Source organism: Rhizobium hidalgonense (assembly GCF_005862185.2).
Classification (GTDB): domain Bacteria; phylum Pseudomonadota; class Alphaproteobacteria; order Rhizobiales; family Rhizobiaceae; genus Rhizobium; species Rhizobium hidalgonense.
In genome coordinates this window covers 78,593-96,787 of record NZ_CP054027.1, presented here as the reverse complement: position 1 = coordinate 96,787, position 18,195 = coordinate 78,593, and the positions used below count along the sequence as shown (strand labels likewise).

Sequence of the window (18,195 nt, the reverse complement as noted above, 5' to 3'; positions counted from 1 at the left end):
GACCCTTTTGCGTCTAAGCGCCCTTCCTCAGGCCGAGGTGACGACGGAGCGCGCAGCCTTCAGCGCATTGCCCCACCAGGTGATCTGATCGAGCAGGTTCTTCGCAGCCTCGTTGAGATGGGCGTAGTCGCCAAGGCTCTTGCCCTCCTTGAGAACGGCAAGATATTCGCTGAATGCGATGTGGACGCCGGTCTTGACGGAAGCAGCACTCATTTCCACGAAGATCAGGCGCAGCTGCTCGACTGCACGGGCGCCGCCGACGCCGCCGTAACCGACGAAACCGACCGGCTTCTGGATGAATTCGCCGAGATCGATGGCGTTCTTCAGAACAGCCGTCGGCGCATGGTTGTACTCGGCGACAGTGAATATGAAGCCGTCGAATTCGCGCAGCTTCTTTTTCCAGCGCTCAGCGGAGTCGCTTTCCGCCGTCGTGGCGCGCGCTTCGCCGAAGAAATGCATGGGATAGTCGAGAAGATCGAGAATCTCGACGTCCAGATCGGGGCGCTGGCCGACCAGTTCGGCGATCCACTTGGCCGGATGTTCGGCAAAACGGCCAATACGCGTGCTGCCGACAATGACGGCAATCTTCAGCTTGGTCATGGAGATGATATCCTGATTGGTCTTGGGGGGCGGGTGGTGGGATCACAAGTCTATGAGAAAGCCTCCTCGCTGGGCAAGGCGAGGAGGCGGCAAAAGCTCCGAAAAAATCAGCTTTTTGGCAGCCCGATCATACACAATCGGGTGATTGGCTGGCAGATCGGCGGCAGCAGAACAGCCGCCGATTGCTCAACCGCCATAGACGACGAGCAGGTCCTTGGCGTCGATCTGATCGCCCGCCTTGACCAACACTTCGGCGATGGTGCCGTCCTTTTCCGCGTGCAGCGCCGTTTCCATCTTCATCGCCTCGATCGAAACGAGCACATCGCCGGCACTGACGGCCTGGCCTGAGGAGACGAAGACGCGGGAGATGACGCCCGGCATCGGCGCACCGACATGGACGGCGTTGCCGGGTTCGGCTTTGCGCCGGACGGCGGCGCCCGTTGCCCCATGGGCGCGGTCCGGCACCTTGATGCGGCGCGGCTGGCCGTTGAGCTCGAAGAAGATGGTGACCATGCCCTGGCTGTCGGTCGCACTCATCGCCTGGTTGACGATAACCAGCGTCTTGCCGCGTTCGATATCGGCAAACAGCTCCTCGCCATCCCCAAGCCCGTAGAAATAGGCAGGCGTCGGCAGCACCGAAACCGGGCCGTAGGTATCGGAGGCCAGCGCGAAGTCGGTGAAGACCTTCGGGTACATCAGATAGGAGGCGAATTCGAAATCGCTGATCTCACGTTCCAGCTTGGTCTCGATGACCTTACGCTCGGCATCGAGATCGGCTTCCTTCAGCAGCGAACCGGGACGCACGGTATAGGGCTTGTCGCCCTTCAGCGCCTTCTTCTGCAGCGCTTCCGGCCATCCCGATGGCGGCTGACCGAGATCGCCCTTCAGCATCGACACCACCGATTCCGGGAAGGAGACTTCGCGGTCGGGGCTGACGACATCGGCAACCGTCAGGTCCTGGGAGACCATCATCAGCGCCATGTCGCCGACCACCTTGGAGGACGGCGTTACCTTGACGATATCGCCGAACATCTGGTTGGCGTCGGCATAGGCCTGCGCCACCCGATGCCAGCGGGTCTCCAGACCGAGCGAGCGGGCCTGTTCCTTGAGATTGGTGAACTGACCGCCCGGCATTTCATGCAGATAGACTTCCGATGCCGGACCCTTCAGATCGCTTTCGAAGGCGGCATACTGGTTGCGCACCGCTTCCCAATAGAAGGAGACGCGGCGGATCCATTCCGGATCGAGGCCAGGATCGCGCTCGGTACCGCGCAGCGCCTCGACGATCGAGCCGAGACAGGGCTGCGAAGTATTACCGGACAGCGCATCCATCGCCGCATCGACGGCATCGACGCCCGCGTCGACCGCGGCAAGCACGGTCGCCGCCGCGATCCCCGACGTGTCATGCGTGTGGAAATGGATCGGCAGGCTGGTCGCTTCGCGCAACGCCTTGAACAGCACCTTCGCCGCCGCAGGCTTGAGCAGGCCGGCCATATCCTTGAGCGCAATGATATGGGCGCCGGCTTTTTCCAGCTCGACGGCAAGGTCGGTATAATATTTCAGATCGTATTTCGGGCGGGCCGAGTTCAGAATATCGCCGGTATAGCAGATCGCCGCCTCGCAGAGCTTGTTTTCCTCGGCAATCGCATCCATCGACACCCGCATGTTCTCGACCCAGTTCAGGCAGTCGAAGACGCGGAAGAGATCGATGCCGCCGCGGGCCGCCTGGCGGACGAAATATTTGACCACATTGTCGGGATAGTTGGTGTAGCCGACACCGTTGGCGCCGCGCAGCAGCATCTGCAGCAGCAGGTTTGGCGCGCCCTCGCGGATCAGCGCCAGACGTTCCCATGGATCTTCCGTCAGGAAGCGCATCGACACGTCGAAGGTGGCGCCGCCCCAGCATTCCAGCGACAAGAGGTTCGGCAGCGCATGCGCATAGGTGCCAGCGATGCGGGCAATGTCATAGGTGCGCATGCGGGTGGCGAGCAGCGACTGATGGCCGTCGCGCATCGTCGTGTCGGTCAGAAGCACGCGCTTCTCGTTGCGCATCCATTCGCCGAATTTCTTCGGGCCGAGCGTGTCGAGAAGCTGCTTGGTGCCGTCCTTGACGCCATTGCCGTTGGCATAGGGCACTACCGGCTGCGCGGCGTTTTCCAATGGCCGCGGCCGGTCCTTGGCCTCGGGATGGCCATTGACGGTGACGTCGGCGAGATAGGTGAGCAGCTTCGTCGCGCGGTCCTGGCGCTTGACCTGCTGGAACAGTTCCGGCGTCGTGTCGATGAAGCGCGTGGTGTAGCTGTTATCACGGAATTTCGGATGGCCGATGATCGCTTCGAGGAAGGTCAGGTTGGTGGCGACACCACGGATGCGGAATTCGCGCAGCGCCCGGTCCATGCGGCTGATGGCTTCGGAGGGGTTCGGCGCCCACGCCGTGACCTTGACGAGCAGCGGATCGTAGTAGCGGGTGATGATCGCGCCCGAATAGGAGGTGCCGCCGTCAAGCCGGATGCCGAAACCGGAAGCCGAGCGATAGGCGGTGATGCGGCCGTAATCCGGAATGAAGTTGTGCTCCGGATCTTCGGTGGTGATACGGCACTGCAGCGCATGGCCGTTGAGGCGGATGTCGGCCTGAGCGGGGACGCCGGATTCTGGCGTACCGATCGCAAAGCCGTCGAGGATATGGATCTGCGCCTTGACGATGTCGATGCCGGTGACGACTTCGGTCACCGTATGCTCGACCTGGATGCGCGGATTGACCTCGATGAAGTAGAATTTGCCGGTATCGGCATCCATCAGATATTCGACGGTGCCGGCGCCGATATAGCTGGTCGCCGCCGCGATCTTTAGCGAATAGGCGGCGAGTTCCTGGCGCTGCGCTTCCGAGAGATAGGGGGCTGGCGCGCGCTCGACGACCTTCTGGTTGCGGCGCTGGATCGAGCAGTCACGCTCGAACAGATGCACGACATTTCCATGCGTATCGCCGAGAACCTGGCTTTCGACGTGGCGGGCGCGCTCGACGAGCTTTTCCAGATAGACCTCGTCCTTGCCGAAGGCGGCCATCGCCTCGCGCTTGGCCTCGGTCACCTCGCGGGCGAGATCCTTCGGATCACGGATGGCGCGCATGCCGCGGCCGCCGCCGCCCCAGGAGGCCTTCAGCATGACGGGGTAACCGATATCATTCGCCATCTTCGCCACCACGGCCATATCGTCAGGCAGCGGCTCGGTCGCCGGCACGACTGGCACGCCGACCGAGATCGCCAGATTGCGGGCCGCGACCTTGTTGCCGAGCTGGCGCATCGTGTCGCCCTTCGGGCCGATGAAGATGATGCCGGCCTCGTTGCAGGCATCGACGAATTCGGGGCTTTCCGACAGCAGGCCATAACCCGGGTGAATGGCGTCGGCGCCCGAAAGCTTGGCGACGCGGATCACCTCCTCGATCGACAGATAGCTTTCGATCGGCCCGAGATCGCGCGCAAGATGCGGGCCGCGGCCGACCTGATAGCTTTCGTCCGCCTTGAAGCGGTGCAGCGCCAGCTTGTCCTCTTCGGCCCAGATCGCCACGGTTTTTATTCCAAGCTCGTTGGCCGCGCGGAACACGCGAATGGCAATTTCGGAGCGATTGGCAACGAGAATCTTGGAAATGGGCAAAACGGTCTCCTCAGACGTTCAGACGCGGGCATGCTGCACCCGCGAAGGAAATTCTTAACTTCTTGTCACAGGAAGTTCAATTTCTCTTGCGACTGCGAAATGCAATTTCTCGCCATTCTCCTGCATGTCGCCCCGCAGTGTGCCGTGGTCCCGACAGAACGACATGCAAAAACAGAGGCTTAAGCGCGTCGCATCGTTGAAATTCGATGCGACGCGCCAAAGCGTGTTAAATCTAAATCCCTTTCGAAATCAAAGAAACGGCATGAAAATCGGGTATATTCGCATGCTTTAGCTAATTAGGCGGTGACGGAAGGCAAGCGCCACCGCCTGCTGCCGGTTTTTCGCCTTCAGTTTGTTCTGCAAGCCGTTCATATACCAGTCGACGGTGTGGTTCGAGATCTTCAGCATCTTGCTGATTTCCATCGAAGTCATGCCTTCGGCGAGATAATGCAGGATCTCCATTTCGCGCCGCGTCAGCGGTGTGTCGGCCGGCAGCACGGTTTCCAGCGCCTGCGCCTCGTCTTTCAGCTCGAGCAATCGCCAGAAGCTCTTGCGCGCCACCGCCTCAAACAGGGCAATCTCCACCGGCGACAGCTCGACAGGTTTGCCGGCGAGACTGAGGCTGCCAAGAATGCCGTTCCGTCCGTGGATGGGAAAGATATAGCCGTCTTCCAGCCCATGACCGAAGGCGTCGACCATCATCTGCTCCATGCGGCGCTGCTGCGCATCCTTGCCGAAGGCTGCGAGACTTTCCCGCCAGCGGAAAGGCCGCTGCGCATGAGCGAGGTAACGCACCATCGGATCGATCAGAGCATATTTTTTCGCAGTATAGATTTGCGGCCATTGTACCGGCCAGCGGCCGGCTAGCGCCGCCGCCCGGGGCTCCGGATTCCGCTGCGCCGGATTTCGCGGCAGATGACGAAGCAGGTCGTAATATTCGAAGCCGCAATTCTCGATTACCTGCTCCAGCTCGCTGACCACGGCCCGAGCATGTGGTGTTTCTTCCAGAATGATAAGCAACTGAATCAGCACATTAATATTCACAAAAATGCCCCTTGCCCGGACGTGATGCCCGCATCGAGGCCGTCGGCGGCTTGTCAGATAGGTCGCGAAACGGTCTTCTTCAAAAAATGCAGTCTCTAATTTCAATGCTGCGCTAAATTATTATTAAAATGCAAGCGCAAATTGTTGCGGGATATAACCGCGCAGCAATTCGGTTGCCATGGCCAATCCGTCGCATCCTGCGATAGTACGATTGGGTTAATCGTCGATTGAAATTAAACCCCTGAATACGCCGTTAATCGCCGGTTCAGGTAGCCTTTTGTAGCATCGATCATCCCGTTTTCGCAGATGCACAAGAGGTTCGACGTGACACTATTCAAGGTCTATGCAAGAGCTCTGCGCTATCTTGGCGCCTACAAGCTGCGCGTATCCCTGGTCGTGGTGGCAAACATCGTTCTGGCGACGATCACCATCGCGGAGCCGATCCTGTTCGGTCGCATTATCGATGCGATTTCCGGCAAGGGCGAGGTCAAACCTATCCTTTTCATGTGGGCGACGTTCGCCGTTTTCAACACGATTGCCTTTGTCCTAGTCGCCCGCGAGGCCGACCGGCTGGCCCATGGCCGGCGAGCGACGCTGCTGACGGAAGCCTTTGGCCGGATCATTTCCATGCCGCTTGGCTGGCACCACCAGCGCGGCACCTCCAACGCGCTGCATACATTGCTGCGCGCCTGCGAAACGCTGTTCGGCCTCTGGCTGGAATTCATGCGTAACCACCTGTCGACGGTCATCGCGCTTGCTCTTCTGATCCCGACCGCAATGTCGATGGACATGCGCCTTTCCGCTGTCCTCATGGTGCTCGCCGTCGCTTACTGGCTGATCGGCCGCGTCGTCATGAGCCGCACCAAAGACGGCCAGGCTTCGGTCGAAAACCATTATCACACCGTCTTCTCGCATGTCAGCGACTCGATCAGCAACGTTTCAGTCCTGCACAGCTACAACCGCATCGAGGCTGAAACCCGGGCGCTGAAATCATTCGCCGACCGCCTGCTCGAAGCCCAGTATCCGGTGCTCGACTGGTGGGCGATCGCCAGCGCGCTGAACCGTATGGCGTCGACTATTGCCATGATGGTGGTCCTGATCATCGGCACCATGCTTGTTCAGGCCGGCCAGCTGCGCGTCGGCGACGTCATCGCCTTCATCGGCTTTGCCAACCTGCTGATTGGCCGCCTCGATCTGATGCGCCAGTTCGCCACGCAGATTTTCGAAGCCCGTTCCAAGCTCGAGGAATTCTATGCGCTCGAAGATTCGGTGCGCGAACGCGAAGAACCGGCGGGCAATGGCGAGATCAAGGACGTCAAGGGTGCGATCGAGTTCCGCGACGTCTCCTTCGGCTTCGGCAACAGCTCGCAGGGCCTGCACAATGTCTCCTTCTCGGTGAAGGCAGGCCAGACGGTTGCGATCGTCGGCCCGACCGGCGCCGGCAAGACGACGCTCGTCAACCTGCTGCAGCGTGTCTACGACCCCCAGGGCGGCCAGATCCTCGTCGACGGCACCGATATTACCAAGGTGACCCGCAAGTCGCTGCGTCGCCACATCGCCACCGTTTTCCAGGATGCGGGCCTGCTGAACCGCTCGATCAGCGAAAACATCCGCCTTGGCCGCGAGGGCGCCAGCGAAGAGGAAATGCGCCGTGCGGCCGAGGCCGCCGCCGCCGCAGACTTTATCGAGACCCGTGAGGATCGCTACGATACCCATGTCGGCGAGCGCGGCAACAAGCTCTCCGGCGGCGAGCGCCAGCGTATCGCGATTGCCCGCGCCATCCTCAAGGACGCGCCGATCCTGGTGCTCGACGAGGCGACCTCGGCGCTCGACGTCGAGACCGAAAACCGCGTCAAGGCCGCGATCGACAATCTGCGGGAGAATCGCACCACCTTCATCATCGCCCACCGCCTGTCGACGGTCCGCGAAGCCGATATGGTGCTCTTCCTGGATGACGGCCGCGTCGTCGAACAGGGTAGCTTCGACGAACTCAGCCACAGCAACGGCCGCTTTGCCGCCCTGCTGCGCGCCAGCGGCATCCTGACGGACGAAGAGGTCCGCAGGGCCCATACCACCGAAGCCGCCTGATCGGTTCGGATTTCCAAATAAAGGCCGGACGGGTAGATCCCTTCCGGCCTTTTTGCTTGTCTGGAATATGGAAGCAGGGGCGTGCCGTGTGATAACCCCCCCTGCCCTACCGGGCATCTCCCCCACAAGGAGGGAGATTGGCGGGAGGCTTGCTCCACCGCAAAACATCAAACGCTCCGGTTGCCTTGCCAAATCGCCTTCTGTTCAGATTCATGTGATGGGCAGTTCTTTGGGGAAACCATCGCCCCGTCCAATCTCCCCACCTGTGGGGGAGATGCCCGGCAGGGCAGAAGGGGCGCCACACGGCCAACCTCGCCAGTGAGACCAAGACCGATTGATCCCCCCGCCGTTCTTCCCTAACCTCCGCATGTCCCAAGCACAGGAGAAACACCCATGAAGGTCCTGCGCATCGTCGCCAATATCGAAGCCCCTGACATCACGCCGGCCCGGCGGTTCTATCAGGAGATCCTCGGGCTCGACGTCATCATGGATCACGGCTGGATCACGACCTTCGGCGCCGCGAGGCCGATGACCATCCAGCTCAGCATCGCCAGCGAGGGCGGTTCAGGAACGCCGGTACCCGATCTCTCGATCGAGGTCGACGATCTCGATGCCGCCTTCGAGGCGATGTCGGTTGCCGGCTTTGCGATCGAGTACGGGCCGGCCGACGAGCCCTGGGGCGTCAGGCGCTTTTATGTGCGTGATCCCCTGGGCAAATTGGTGAACATTCTCGTCCATAAAAATTGAGCCGGCGGCCATCGGCCACCGGCTAGTTCATCTCACAGGATGTCCGAGCCTTATTTCCGATCGTTGCGGCGGTAGACGTTGGCCGTTCCGCCGATGCGGACGGGCACCGGGATGGTGGCGGGCTCGGTGACGAGTTTCTCCTTGACCTTGCCCTCTCGACGTTTGCGTTCGAGATAATAGGCATAGGCGAATTGCGTCGCGATGCCGGCGACCACGAAGAGCGGCCCAACCAGCGGATCCTTGTTGGTGATAAAAAGCACCACTTGGCCGATCATGGCGAGGATCGTGCCGGCGACGAAGATATTCAGCGAATGGCGGCCGAGAATGGTCAGCGGATGGTCGGCAGGACGGCGTAGAATACGCGAGAACGCCGGAATGCTGATGACGAGGTAGGTCAGCGCCAGCACATGAAGCAGCCGTGGCAATGACAAGAAGGTCTTGTCGAAACCGGTGATGACAGTCGGCAGGCCAAGGGCTGCCAGCGAGTTGCCGAGGGCCCAGAGATGGCCGGTCACCCAAATAAAGGACAGGGCGACGTAAGCGGCCGCAACCGCAAGCAGCAACGGATGCCGGGGGATCGTGCCGCCGCGCTTGATATGCAGCATCGAAACGATACCGATCGAAAACAGGAACTGCCAGGAAAGCGGATTGAGAAACCAGTAGCTCTCGATCAGCATATTGTGCGGCGCCACCTCGTAGATGCCCGCAAGCAGCCAGACCGTACCGGAGACGCCGAGTGCCAGCAACGGGCTGCGCGCATTCAGGAACAGGATGATCGGCACCATCAGCATCAACGCGCCGTACATCGGCAGGATATTGTTGTAGCCGATCTGGTGGCCGAGCAGCAGCAGCGCCGGAATACCTTCCTTCAGGTTCATCAGCAGCGCCAGAATATTGATTTCGACCAGCAAGCCCGGCCGGTGAAACAGCCACGCGCCGCAGATGAACAGCGCCAGCGTCATGAAGGTGGTGATCATATGAGCGAGATAAAGAGTAAAGGCGCGCTTGACCGCCTTGAGCGCCATCTTGAGGCGGTTGCCCGGCCGGAACCCGGAACCATAGGCAAGGCCGACGGCAATGCCGGAGATCAGCACGAAGGCCTCGGCAGCATCGGAGAAACCGAAATTCTTTGTCGTCACATATTCGAAGATCTGTCCGGGAACATGATTGATGAAGATCATGATCAGGGCGAGGCCACGCAAGACGTCTAGCCGCGTGTCGCGCTGTGATGCAGCGGCGGAGAAGGATGTGCGCTCGGTGCCGATGGCTTCGGTCCGCGTGCTTGCCATAGGGGATGTCTCCTGTTGTCCGATTTGCAAACGCGACGACGGCCAAAAGGGTTCCCTTTTGGCCGCCGCGAATCGCCGTGTTTTTCAGCGTGGAGAACGCTGTTATCCGAGCGGATATCCCTCTGCGGGATCGGTGACTTCGCAGCCGTTGATTGACAGAGTGTAGCCGCTGTCATTGGACGCTTTTGAGACCGAAATGCGGTATTTGCCGCCGCCCTGTTCCACCTCTGCCGCAAAACCGTCCCATTCCGACGGGAGCGACGGCCGCACGTAGAGCTTCCCGCCCTTCAGCCGGATGCCGAGGATGCCCTCTACGGCGGCGCGGTAGAGCCAGCCGGCGGAGCCGGTATACCAGGTCCAGCCGCCGCGCGACGTATAGGGCTCATGCCCGTAGACGTCGGCCGCCACGACATAGGGTTCGACGCGGTATTCTTCCGCCGAAGCCTTGTCGAGCGCATGGGTGATCGGGTTGAGGATCTGGAAGCAGCGCAACGCGTCATCGCCCCGCTTCAGCTCCGCCAGCGCCATCACCACCCAGGTCGCGGCATGGGTATATTGCCCGCCATTTTCGCGTACACCCGGGGGATAGGCCTTGATATAGCCGGGATCCCTAGCGGAATTGATAAAGGGCGGCGTGAACAGACGGATGATGCGGGCATCCTCATCGACCAGTTGGTCGAGCACGGCATCCATCGCCGTGACGGCGCGGGCTGGATCACCCTCGCCCGACAGCACGCTCCATGATTGCGCAATCGATCGATCCGGCATTCGGGGCTTTCCTTGGAGCCGAGCAGCGCACCGTCGTCGAACGTGCCGCGGCGATAATAGCCGCCATCCCAACCCGCAGTTTCGAGCGCCTTCTTCAGCTCGGTCAGATGCGCCGACCAGCGCTCCACACGTGCCGTGTCGCCGCGCTCTTCGGCATAGGGAGTGAAGGAGCGCAATGCGCCGGCCAGGAACCAGCCGAGCCAGACGCTGGTGCCGCGCCCGCCGATACCGACGCGGTTCATGCCATCGTTCCAATCGCCGCCAAGGAACAGCGGCAGGCCGTTAGTGCCCTTGCGGGCGATAGCGAGATCGAGAGCCAGCGCCGCGTGCTCGTAGACGCTCGCCTTGTCCTCGGAAATCTCCGGCTTGTAGAAGGAGTCATGCTGGCCTTCGAGCAGAGCCGGCCCTTCCAGGAAGGCGATCTCCTCGTCGAGCACGCTTCTGTCGCCAGTGACGCTGCAGTAATGATGGATCGCGTAAGCGAGCCACACGACGTCGTCCGAGATCAAGGTGCGCACGCCCGCGCCCGTTCCCGGCAGCCACCAATGCTGCACGTCGCCTTCGCGGAATTGGCGTGAAGCGGCATTCAGGATCTGCCCGCGGGCAAGCTTGGGTTCGTGCAGCACGAAGGCCAGCGTGTCCTGCAGCTGATCGCGGAAGCCGAAGGCGCCGCTTGCCTGGTAGAAGGCGGTGCGGGCCATGATGCGGCAGCCGAGGCTCTGATAGGGCAGCCAGGTGTTGACGAGATTGTTCATCCCGCGATCCGGCGTCGAAATCTGCAGCCTGCCGGTAAAATCCCGCCAGAAGGCCCGATTCGCCTCGACGGTATCGTCGAACGAAACCTTGCGGATATCGGCGATCACACCACGCGCTTCTTCCTCCGTCGGCGTATCGCCGAGGAAGAAGAAGAAGTCGCGCTCCTCGCCGGCGCTAAGCTCGACGTCGATCGCAAGGGCTGCGGCCGGATCACCGTCGAGGTCGGCCGTGCCGGAAAGCGAGGCGGCGGAGGTGACGGTCTGCGGCGCCTGGATCGTCCCCGCCTTGCCGACGAATTCGCGCCGGCTTGCCGAGAAGCTCGAAAGCGCCTCGCTCGCCGCGAAGAAGGCGGTGCGGTTGGAATAATCGATGCTGTAGGGATTGGTGGCAAACAGCGCCCCGGCCTCCTCGTCATATCTAGACAGGATGAAGGGCGCGGTGCGGGCCGCATTGCTGCCGAGGATCCACTCGACATAACCATAGAGACGCAGCCTGCGGCTGGTCGAACCGGTGTTGCGCAGGCGCAGGCGCTGCAGTTTCACCGGCCTTTCGCGGTCGATCGTCTGCGTCAGCTCCAGCGCAATCTCGTGCTGAACGCTGGAGAAAACGGAATAGCCGAGCCCGTGGCGGGCTTCGAAACGGATGTCCGGCCGGCGCGAAAGCGCCGCGAACGGCGTCATGACGGCACCGCTGTCGAGATCGGCGAGATAGAACGCCTCACCCGAACGGTTGATCACCGCATCGTTCGACCATGAGGTCAGCTGATAGTCGCGCGAATTGGCGCTCCAGGTAAAGCCGGCGCCCTCGGCCGACACGTGGAAGCCGAACCTGTCATTGGAGATGACATTGATCCAGGGCTGCGGCGTCGCATGGCCGCCGGGCAGGCGAACGACATATTCACGTCCGTCGCGGGCAAAGCCGCCGATGCCGTTCCAGAAGTCGAGGTCGCCCTCTTCCTCGATGACGACAGCGGGCACCGCCGGTGGCGGCACCGGCGCGATGCGCTTGACCGGGACCTTGTTGCGCTCGGCCCGTTCCATCTCCTGCAGCTCCTCCTTGGAGGGTGCAAATAGCGCCACGGCGCGGTTGATCTGGTCGACGACCTTGCCGTTCTTCGTATGCAGCGTGACGCGGGAAGCCGCGATCAGCGCATGATAGGTGCTTTCCTCCATCAGGTCCTTGCGAACCGCAAAGATATGCTGGCGCAAGCCGTCGGCCTGGCCCATGCGGCGCACGTTTTCGCACATGGCGTCGAGCGCGTGCTGCATGTCCTGCGCATAGGAAGAGGCGCGTTCGTTCATGATGACGAGATCGGCCGTGACGCCGCGCGAGCGCAGATATTCCTGCGCCAGCAGCGCCTCACGGGCGATCTCGAGATCCATGTCGTCGTTGATGCGCAGCGTGAAGATCGGGAAGTCACCGGAGATCGCCAACGGCCACAGCGCCGATTGCGATTGAAGGCCGGCCTCGACGGTCGCTTCGTCCTTGCGCAGCTGCATGTCGGGATAGACGAGATAACGGCCGAGATGCTGGAAGGCGGCCGCCTGCTGCGACGTGACGCCCACATGGCGCATCTGCACCTGCGTGCGCGTCCAGGCCTGGACCAGCTCGTGGGTAAAGGCGTCGGGATGACGGTAGCGATTGACCGCCTTGTCGACTTCGTCGCGGCTCGGCGCTGCAATCGTCCAGAAGATCACGCTGACTTTCTTGCCGGCCGGCACGCGGACGGTGCGGCGCAGCGACATCACGGGATCGAGCATGAAGCCGTCGCTGCCGGAAAGCGTCGCCCCCGGATCGAAGGCGGCCGCATCGGCCAAGCTGCGGCCGCGGCCGATGAACTTGCGCCGGTCGGTCTCGAATTCCGTGTGACGGGTGTCGCCGGCATTGTCGACGATCAGATGGGCGATGCTGATGTTCGGCTCGTTCGGATCGCGCTTGTTGCGTTCGGCGCGGATGACGTCGCCGCGCTTGCCGATCTCGGTCTTGACGAACATCCGTGCGAATGCCGGATGCGCATTATCGGTATCGTCGGAGGTAATCACCGGTTCGAGGTAGGAGGTGACTTCGATGAAACGGTCCTCCCCACCCATGTTGAGCAGGGTGACGCGGCGGGCCTCGGCATCATGCTCGGTGGCGATGATGCACTCCACCTCGCTCGTGAGGTCGCCGACCGTCTTGGTGAACTGCGCCTTCTCGTCGGCGAATTCGACCTTGATCTTCTCGCCCTCGGCACCCTTCGGCTCCGATGTCGTCGACCACCATTCATTGGTGGCGGTATCGCGCAGGAAGATGAAGCTACCCCAGCGGTCTTCGGTCGGATCGGCTTTCCAGCGGGATACGGAAAGGCCGTTCCAGCGGGAATAACCGGCGCCGGTCGCCGTCAGCATCAGTGAATAATGACCGTTCGACAGAAACACGAGTTCGCGGTCACGCGAAGCCGGCTCGCTGATCTTCCTGATCTCCGGCCGCAGCAGATCGTCCTGGATGCTGGCCGGCGTGTCGGATTCATGCTTGCCGCTCATGACCGGAATGTCGCGCGGCGCCTTTTCCTGCAGCAGCAGCTCGGCCGCCTCGATGACCGGATCGGCGTGGAAGAGTTCACGCAGATGGCCGTTGAAGGCGACGTTGGCGACGGCTGCGATCGACATGCCGTGATGGTGGGCGTAATAGTTGTAGACCACGGCGCATTTCTTGCCTTCCGGCACGCGCGTCGGCGTGAAGTCGACGGCATCGTGGAAGCCGAACTTGCCGAGCGCACCGACCTTGCGCAACCGCTGCAGATTTTCGAGCGCGCCCGGCGGGTCGTACTGGCTGGCGAGCAGCGATGCATAAGGCGCGATGACGGCATTGTGGCCGAGGCCGCGCTTCAGGCCGAGCGTCGGCACGCCGAAATTCGTGTACTGGTAATTGAGGTTATGGTCGCGGGCATTGAATGCCGCCTCCGAAATGCCCCACGGAATGCCGAGCTTGCGGGCGTAATTCATCTGTTCGACGACGACCAGATTGTTGGTCTGGTTGAGAATGCCCCCGCCGCGCTCCTGCATGACGAGCGGCGGCATCAGATATTCGAACATCGAGCCGGACCAGGAGACCAGCGCGCCGCGCGATCCCACAGGCACGACCTGGCGGCCGAGACGGTACCAGTGCTCGGTCGGCAGATCGCCCTTGGCGATGCCGAACAGGCTGGTCAGGCGGCATTCCGAGGCGAGAAGGTCGTAGCAGGCCTGGTCGAGTTCACCGCTTTCGACGCGGTAGCCGATCGACAGCAGGCGCCGTTCCGGCCGGAACAGGAAGCCGAAATCCATCGAGAAAGCGAGATCGCGGGCCTTGTCGCGCAGCGCCACCAGCCGCGGCCTGAGCGCATCGACCTTGGAGAGGTCGAAGGTGCTGTCTGAAATATGCGCCTCGCAGACCTTCACCAGCGATGCCGCCCATTGAGTGACCTCTTCGCTCTGCTTCGACTTGACCTCATGGTCGAGATTGGCGGCGAGTTTTTCGATGTCGCGGGCGAGAACGGCGAGGTTGATGATGCGGATCGAGGCGAATTCATGCTCGCGCTTGACGGCGGCAAGCGCGTTCTGGAAGCCGACGATGCGTTCCTCCAGCCGCCGGCGCAGCGGCCGCACGGTCTTACGGTCATCGGGCAGGTCCGCCAGCACTTCACCGAGAATGCCGGCCGTGTCGCCGACACCGTCGAGATTGCCCTGCATGTGGGCGGACGGCGCCTCGGCCCAGTTGCGGCAGGCCGACGAAATGGCGATCAGGTGGCCGGCGAGATTACCGCTGTCGACGGCCGAGACATAACGAGGGCCCAACGTCTGCAGCGTATCGGTGTGATACCAGTTGAATAGATGACCGCGGAATTTCTCCATTCGGTCGATCGTCGAAATCGTCTGTTCCAGTCGCTCGAGCGTCTCCTCGAAGGAGAACCAGCCGAATTGCCGGCCGGACACGACGGAGAGCAGATAGACGCCGATATTGGTCGGCGAGGTACGCGCCGCGACAATCACATGCGGCGTTTCCTGGATATTGTCGGGCGGCAGATAGTTCTGCTCGGCGGTGGTGAAGGTCTCGAAATAGCGCCAGGTGCGCCGGGCGATCTTGCGCAGTTCGCTCGACACGGAATCGGCGACCTCGAGCCGGTCCTCGGTTTCTGCCGACTGGCTGACATACCAGGCAACGACAGGCGACAGGATCCACAAAAGCGCAAAGGGAATGCCGACGACGAAGGCGCTGCCGCCTGGCAGGGCGGCAAATCCGAGCGCCAGCAGCGCCAGCACCGGTGCATGCCACATCTGCTTGTAGTAGGAGACCAGCGTGCCCTGGCTGCCCGCCTGGACGCTGGCGGCGGTCCGCCACTGCAGCATCAGCTTGCGGCTGACGAACAGGCGGTAGAGCGAACGGCCGATCGCATCGGCCATCATGGCGGCCGAATCGGCGATGAAGACGATCCGCAGTGCGACCTGCGCGTTCGCGGCCGTGATATCGGACCAGACCGTATAGAGATGGGCGCGGGCGATGATATCGCTGGTGCGCGGAATGATGCCGTTGATCAGCGACAGCGTTGGCGCGACGAAGAGGCAGAAAATCAGCAGGATCTGCCAGATGAGGGCGCCGAGCGGACCCATGAAATACCAGCCGAGGACGGAGGCGAAGAACCAGGCGATCGGCGTCAGCGAGCGGCGCAGATTGTCGAACATCTTCCAGCGGCCAAGCGCCGTGACGCCGTATTTCGGATTGAACATATAGGGCAGCAGCTGCCAGTCGCCCCGCGCCCAGCGATGCTGGCGCGAGGTCTCGACTTCGTAGCGGATCGGGAAATCCTCGACCAGTTCGAGATCGGTGACGAGCGCGCAGCGCGCCATCGAACCTTCAAGAAGGTCGTGGCTGAGCACCGAGTTTTCGTCGATCCGGCCCTTCAGCGACGCTTCGAAGGCATCGACATGATAAAGGCCCTTGCCGGTGAAGGTGCCTTCGCCGGCGAGATCCTGATAGACGTCGGAAACGGTGAAGACGTAAGGGTCGAGGCCGCGGTTGATCGAAAAGACGCGCTGAAAGACCGAGGCGTCCTTGCCCGTCGTCAGCGACGGGGTGACGCGCGGCTGCAGCACGCCGTAGCCGCTTTCGACACGGCCGGTTTTCGGATTGATGACCGGGCGGTTGATCGGATGGTAGAGCTTGCCGACAAGCTTGGTAACGGCATCGCGCATCAGCCGCGTATCGGCATCGAGCGTCATGACATATTGCACATTGGCCGGTACGGTGTTGGCGCCCGGCAGATAGGTGGTGTCGCGGTCGCCGCGCAGCAGCATGTTCAGCTCGTGCAGCTTGCCGCGCTTGCGCTCCCAGCCCATCCACACACCTTCGGAGGGATTATAGAGGCGGCGGCGATGCAGCAGATAGAAACGCGTCTTGCCGTCATAGGCATAGCGGGCGGAAAGATTGGCAATCTCACGCCGGGCATAGTCCAGAACCTCCAGATCGGCAGGCGTTTCCTCGGCCTCGCTGTCTGGCCAATCGCTGAGCAGCGCGAAATAGAGCTCGCCGCGCGGATTGGCGAGATAATGAACCTCGAGATTGCGCACGTGATCGTCGACGCTGTCGCGGTTCGAGATCAGGCAGGGCACGACGAGCAGCGTGCGCGCATCCTCCGGAATACCTTCCTTGAACTCGTATCCGACGAGGCGCGCCGGCGTCACGAAGAAGGAAAGCACGGTATTGAAGAGACCCGTTGCCCCCTCCGACGCCGGCAGTGAGAACATGATCAGAAGCAGGGCGATTTCGATCGCCCCCATGCCGGCATTGGCCATGAACCGGCCGACGATCGCCATGGCGATAACCGTCAAAAGCATGACGGGCACGGCAATTGCCAGCCAGTTGAATTGGCGCACCGCGCGCACGAAATGCTGGGTGACCGTCGGGCGATAACTCGCCCGCGCTTCGAGCTTTGGCCGCTGCGCGCCGGACAGGAAACCGCCGACATTCGGTTCATGCGGCTGCGGCTCGTCGGAGGCTTTGGCGGCATCCGTCATGTCGAGCGCCAGTTGGGCGATTTGCATTTCGGTCAGCGGCGAGCGTTTGGCCAGCTTTTCGATCTGTTTGCGGTATTTGTTGCGCGAGCCGGAATCGAGGATGCCGTAATCCGAATGCTCCCAGAGCAGCTTGTCGACATGGCTGACCTGCTCGACCCAGACCGACCATTCGGCATCATCGATCTCGCGAAGGCTGCGGATGATGTTGCCCATCGTCACGTTGCCGGAAGAGAGACGGCTGTGTTCTGCCGTCGTCGCCTCTTCTGTATTGCGGCCAAGCTCTTCCAGCCGCTCGTCGAGCCAGGTAATCGCCAGACTCGATGTCTGCGAGCCGTCACGCATGCGATAGAGGAACTGCGTCGAGAAGGTATTGTCTTCGGCAAGCGGTTCCAGCGTCTTCAAATAGCTGGCCGCTGCCGCAGGATCGGTCAGGCGCACCAGTTCATCGGCCGCCTCGTTGGCGCGGCGGCGCAGGCGGCGGCTGGCTTCGACGCGGCTGGAAATGCGGCGAAGGTTTTCCACCAGCACGTAACGCACAAGCGAAGGCAACGCCCAGAGTTCGCCGATCCTCAGCGTCTCGCTGGCCTGAAAGCCGTCGACCAGCGCCGTCAGGCTTTCCTGCGAGATCGTGCTGTGGGTATGGGCGACGTAGAGCCAGGCAAGCACGAGCGTGCGCGGCACCTCGACACCGCCGACCGTCATGGTCGGCAATTCGCGATAGAAGCGGCGGGGGAAGTCGCGTCGCACCTCCTGGATTGCCTCTTCAACGATATAATGATTGTCCAGCAGCCATTCCGCCGCCGGCGTGATTGTCTCGCCGGCTTCGACGTCGGTCGCCGTGGTCCGGTAGACGCGCAGAATTTCCTTCTCGTTTTCCTTGTGGCGCGCGAAGAAATCGAAGGGGGCAAAAGCCGGCAGCCGGTCGACGCTGCCGCGGGCGACCGCATCGCCAATCCCCTTGATGTCTTCAATGGCAAGATAAGTCGAGCGGATCGAATCGTTGTGATCGATCTGCTTGGTCTCGGGTTCGCGCGGAAGGCTCGGAGAAAGATTAGAAATAGACATGGGTTCGGTTCTGGATCCAAACAAAGTTATGGCTGTTTTGCTCAGCCTTTTGCACTGCTTATCATGACTGCTACATGAACGGAGCCCGTTTCTTCGAAGATCGATGAAGCCGGGATAAATGACGCTTGGGCCAGGCGATGCGAACGGGTTAAGCC

The 18,195-nt window shown here is 61.7% G+C and carries 6 protein-coding genes and 1 pseudogene; 2 read left to right on the top strand and 5 right to left on the bottom strand.

Features of this window, described 5'->3' with window-relative positions:
* Positions 1–27: 27 nt before the first annotated feature.
* From FFM81_RS00400 to FFM81_RS00390, 3 genes are all read right to left on the bottom strand, one after another.
* On the bottom strand, positions 28–600 hold the full coding sequence (locus FFM81_RS00400) for an NADPH-dependent FMN reductase (protein ID WP_003567592.1): 573 nt from the start codon (positions 598–600) through the stop codon (positions 28–30).
* Between the two features lie 186 nt (positions 601–786).
* The gene (gene pyc, locus FFM81_RS00395) at positions 787–4,251 is read right to left on the bottom strand and encodes a pyruvate carboxylase (protein WP_003567593.1); all 3,465 of its coding nucleotides are present in this window, start codon (positions 4,249–4,251) and stop codon (positions 787–789) included.
* A 288-nt stretch (positions 4,252–4,539) separates the two neighbouring features.
* Positions 4,540–5,295 (bottom strand): LuxR family transcriptional regulator, encoded by a 756-nt coding sequence (locus tag FFM81_RS00390; RefSeq protein WP_003567594.1) that lies wholly within the window; start codon positions 5,293–5,295, stop codon positions 4,540–4,542.
* 324 nt (positions 5,296–5,619) lie between these two features.
* Between FFM81_RS00390 and FFM81_RS00385 the strand changes: the two genes are divergently transcribed.
* Positions 5,620–7,383, top strand: coding sequence for a glucan ABC transporter ATP-binding protein/ permease (locus FFM81_RS00385; RefSeq protein WP_138385277.1), 1,764 nt, complete (start codon positions 5,620–5,622; stop codon positions 7,381–7,383).
* Between the two features lie 393 nt (positions 7,384–7,776).
* A complete protein-coding gene (locus FFM81_RS00380) occupies positions 7,777–8,130 on the top strand; it encodes a VOC family protein (protein WP_003567596.1) in 354 nt (117 codons plus the stop codon).
* A 50-nt stretch (positions 8,131–8,180) separates the two neighbouring features.
* On the opposite strand, the gene FFM81_RS00375 is transcribed toward FFM81_RS00380, so the two are convergent.
* Complete coding sequence (locus tag FFM81_RS00375; protein ID WP_003567597.1) at positions 8,181–9,419, bottom strand: OpgC family protein; 1,239 nt, start codon at positions 9,417–9,419, stop codon at positions 8,181–8,183.
* A 102-nt stretch (positions 9,420–9,521) separates the two neighbouring features.
* Positions 9,522–18,040 (bottom strand): annotated as a pseudogene (locus FFM81_RS00370) (glycoside hydrolase family 94 protein).
* Positions 18,041–18,195: the final 155 nt, after the last annotated feature.

What these genes read in the sequence shown, in the direction of transcription:
- FFM81_RS00400 (WP_003567592.1), bottom strand. Translation starts at nt 600, where the DNA reads ATGACCAAGCTGAAGATTGCCGTCATTGTCGGCAGCACGCGTATTGGC.
- FFM81_RS00380 (WP_003567596.1), top strand. Translation starts at nt 7,777, where the DNA reads ATGAAGGTCCTGCGCATCGTCGCCAATATCGAAGCCCCTGACATCACG.
- FFM81_RS00375 (WP_003567597.1), bottom strand. Translation starts at nt 9,419, where the DNA reads ATGGCAAGCACGCGGACCGAAGCCATCGGCACCGAGCGCACATCCTTC.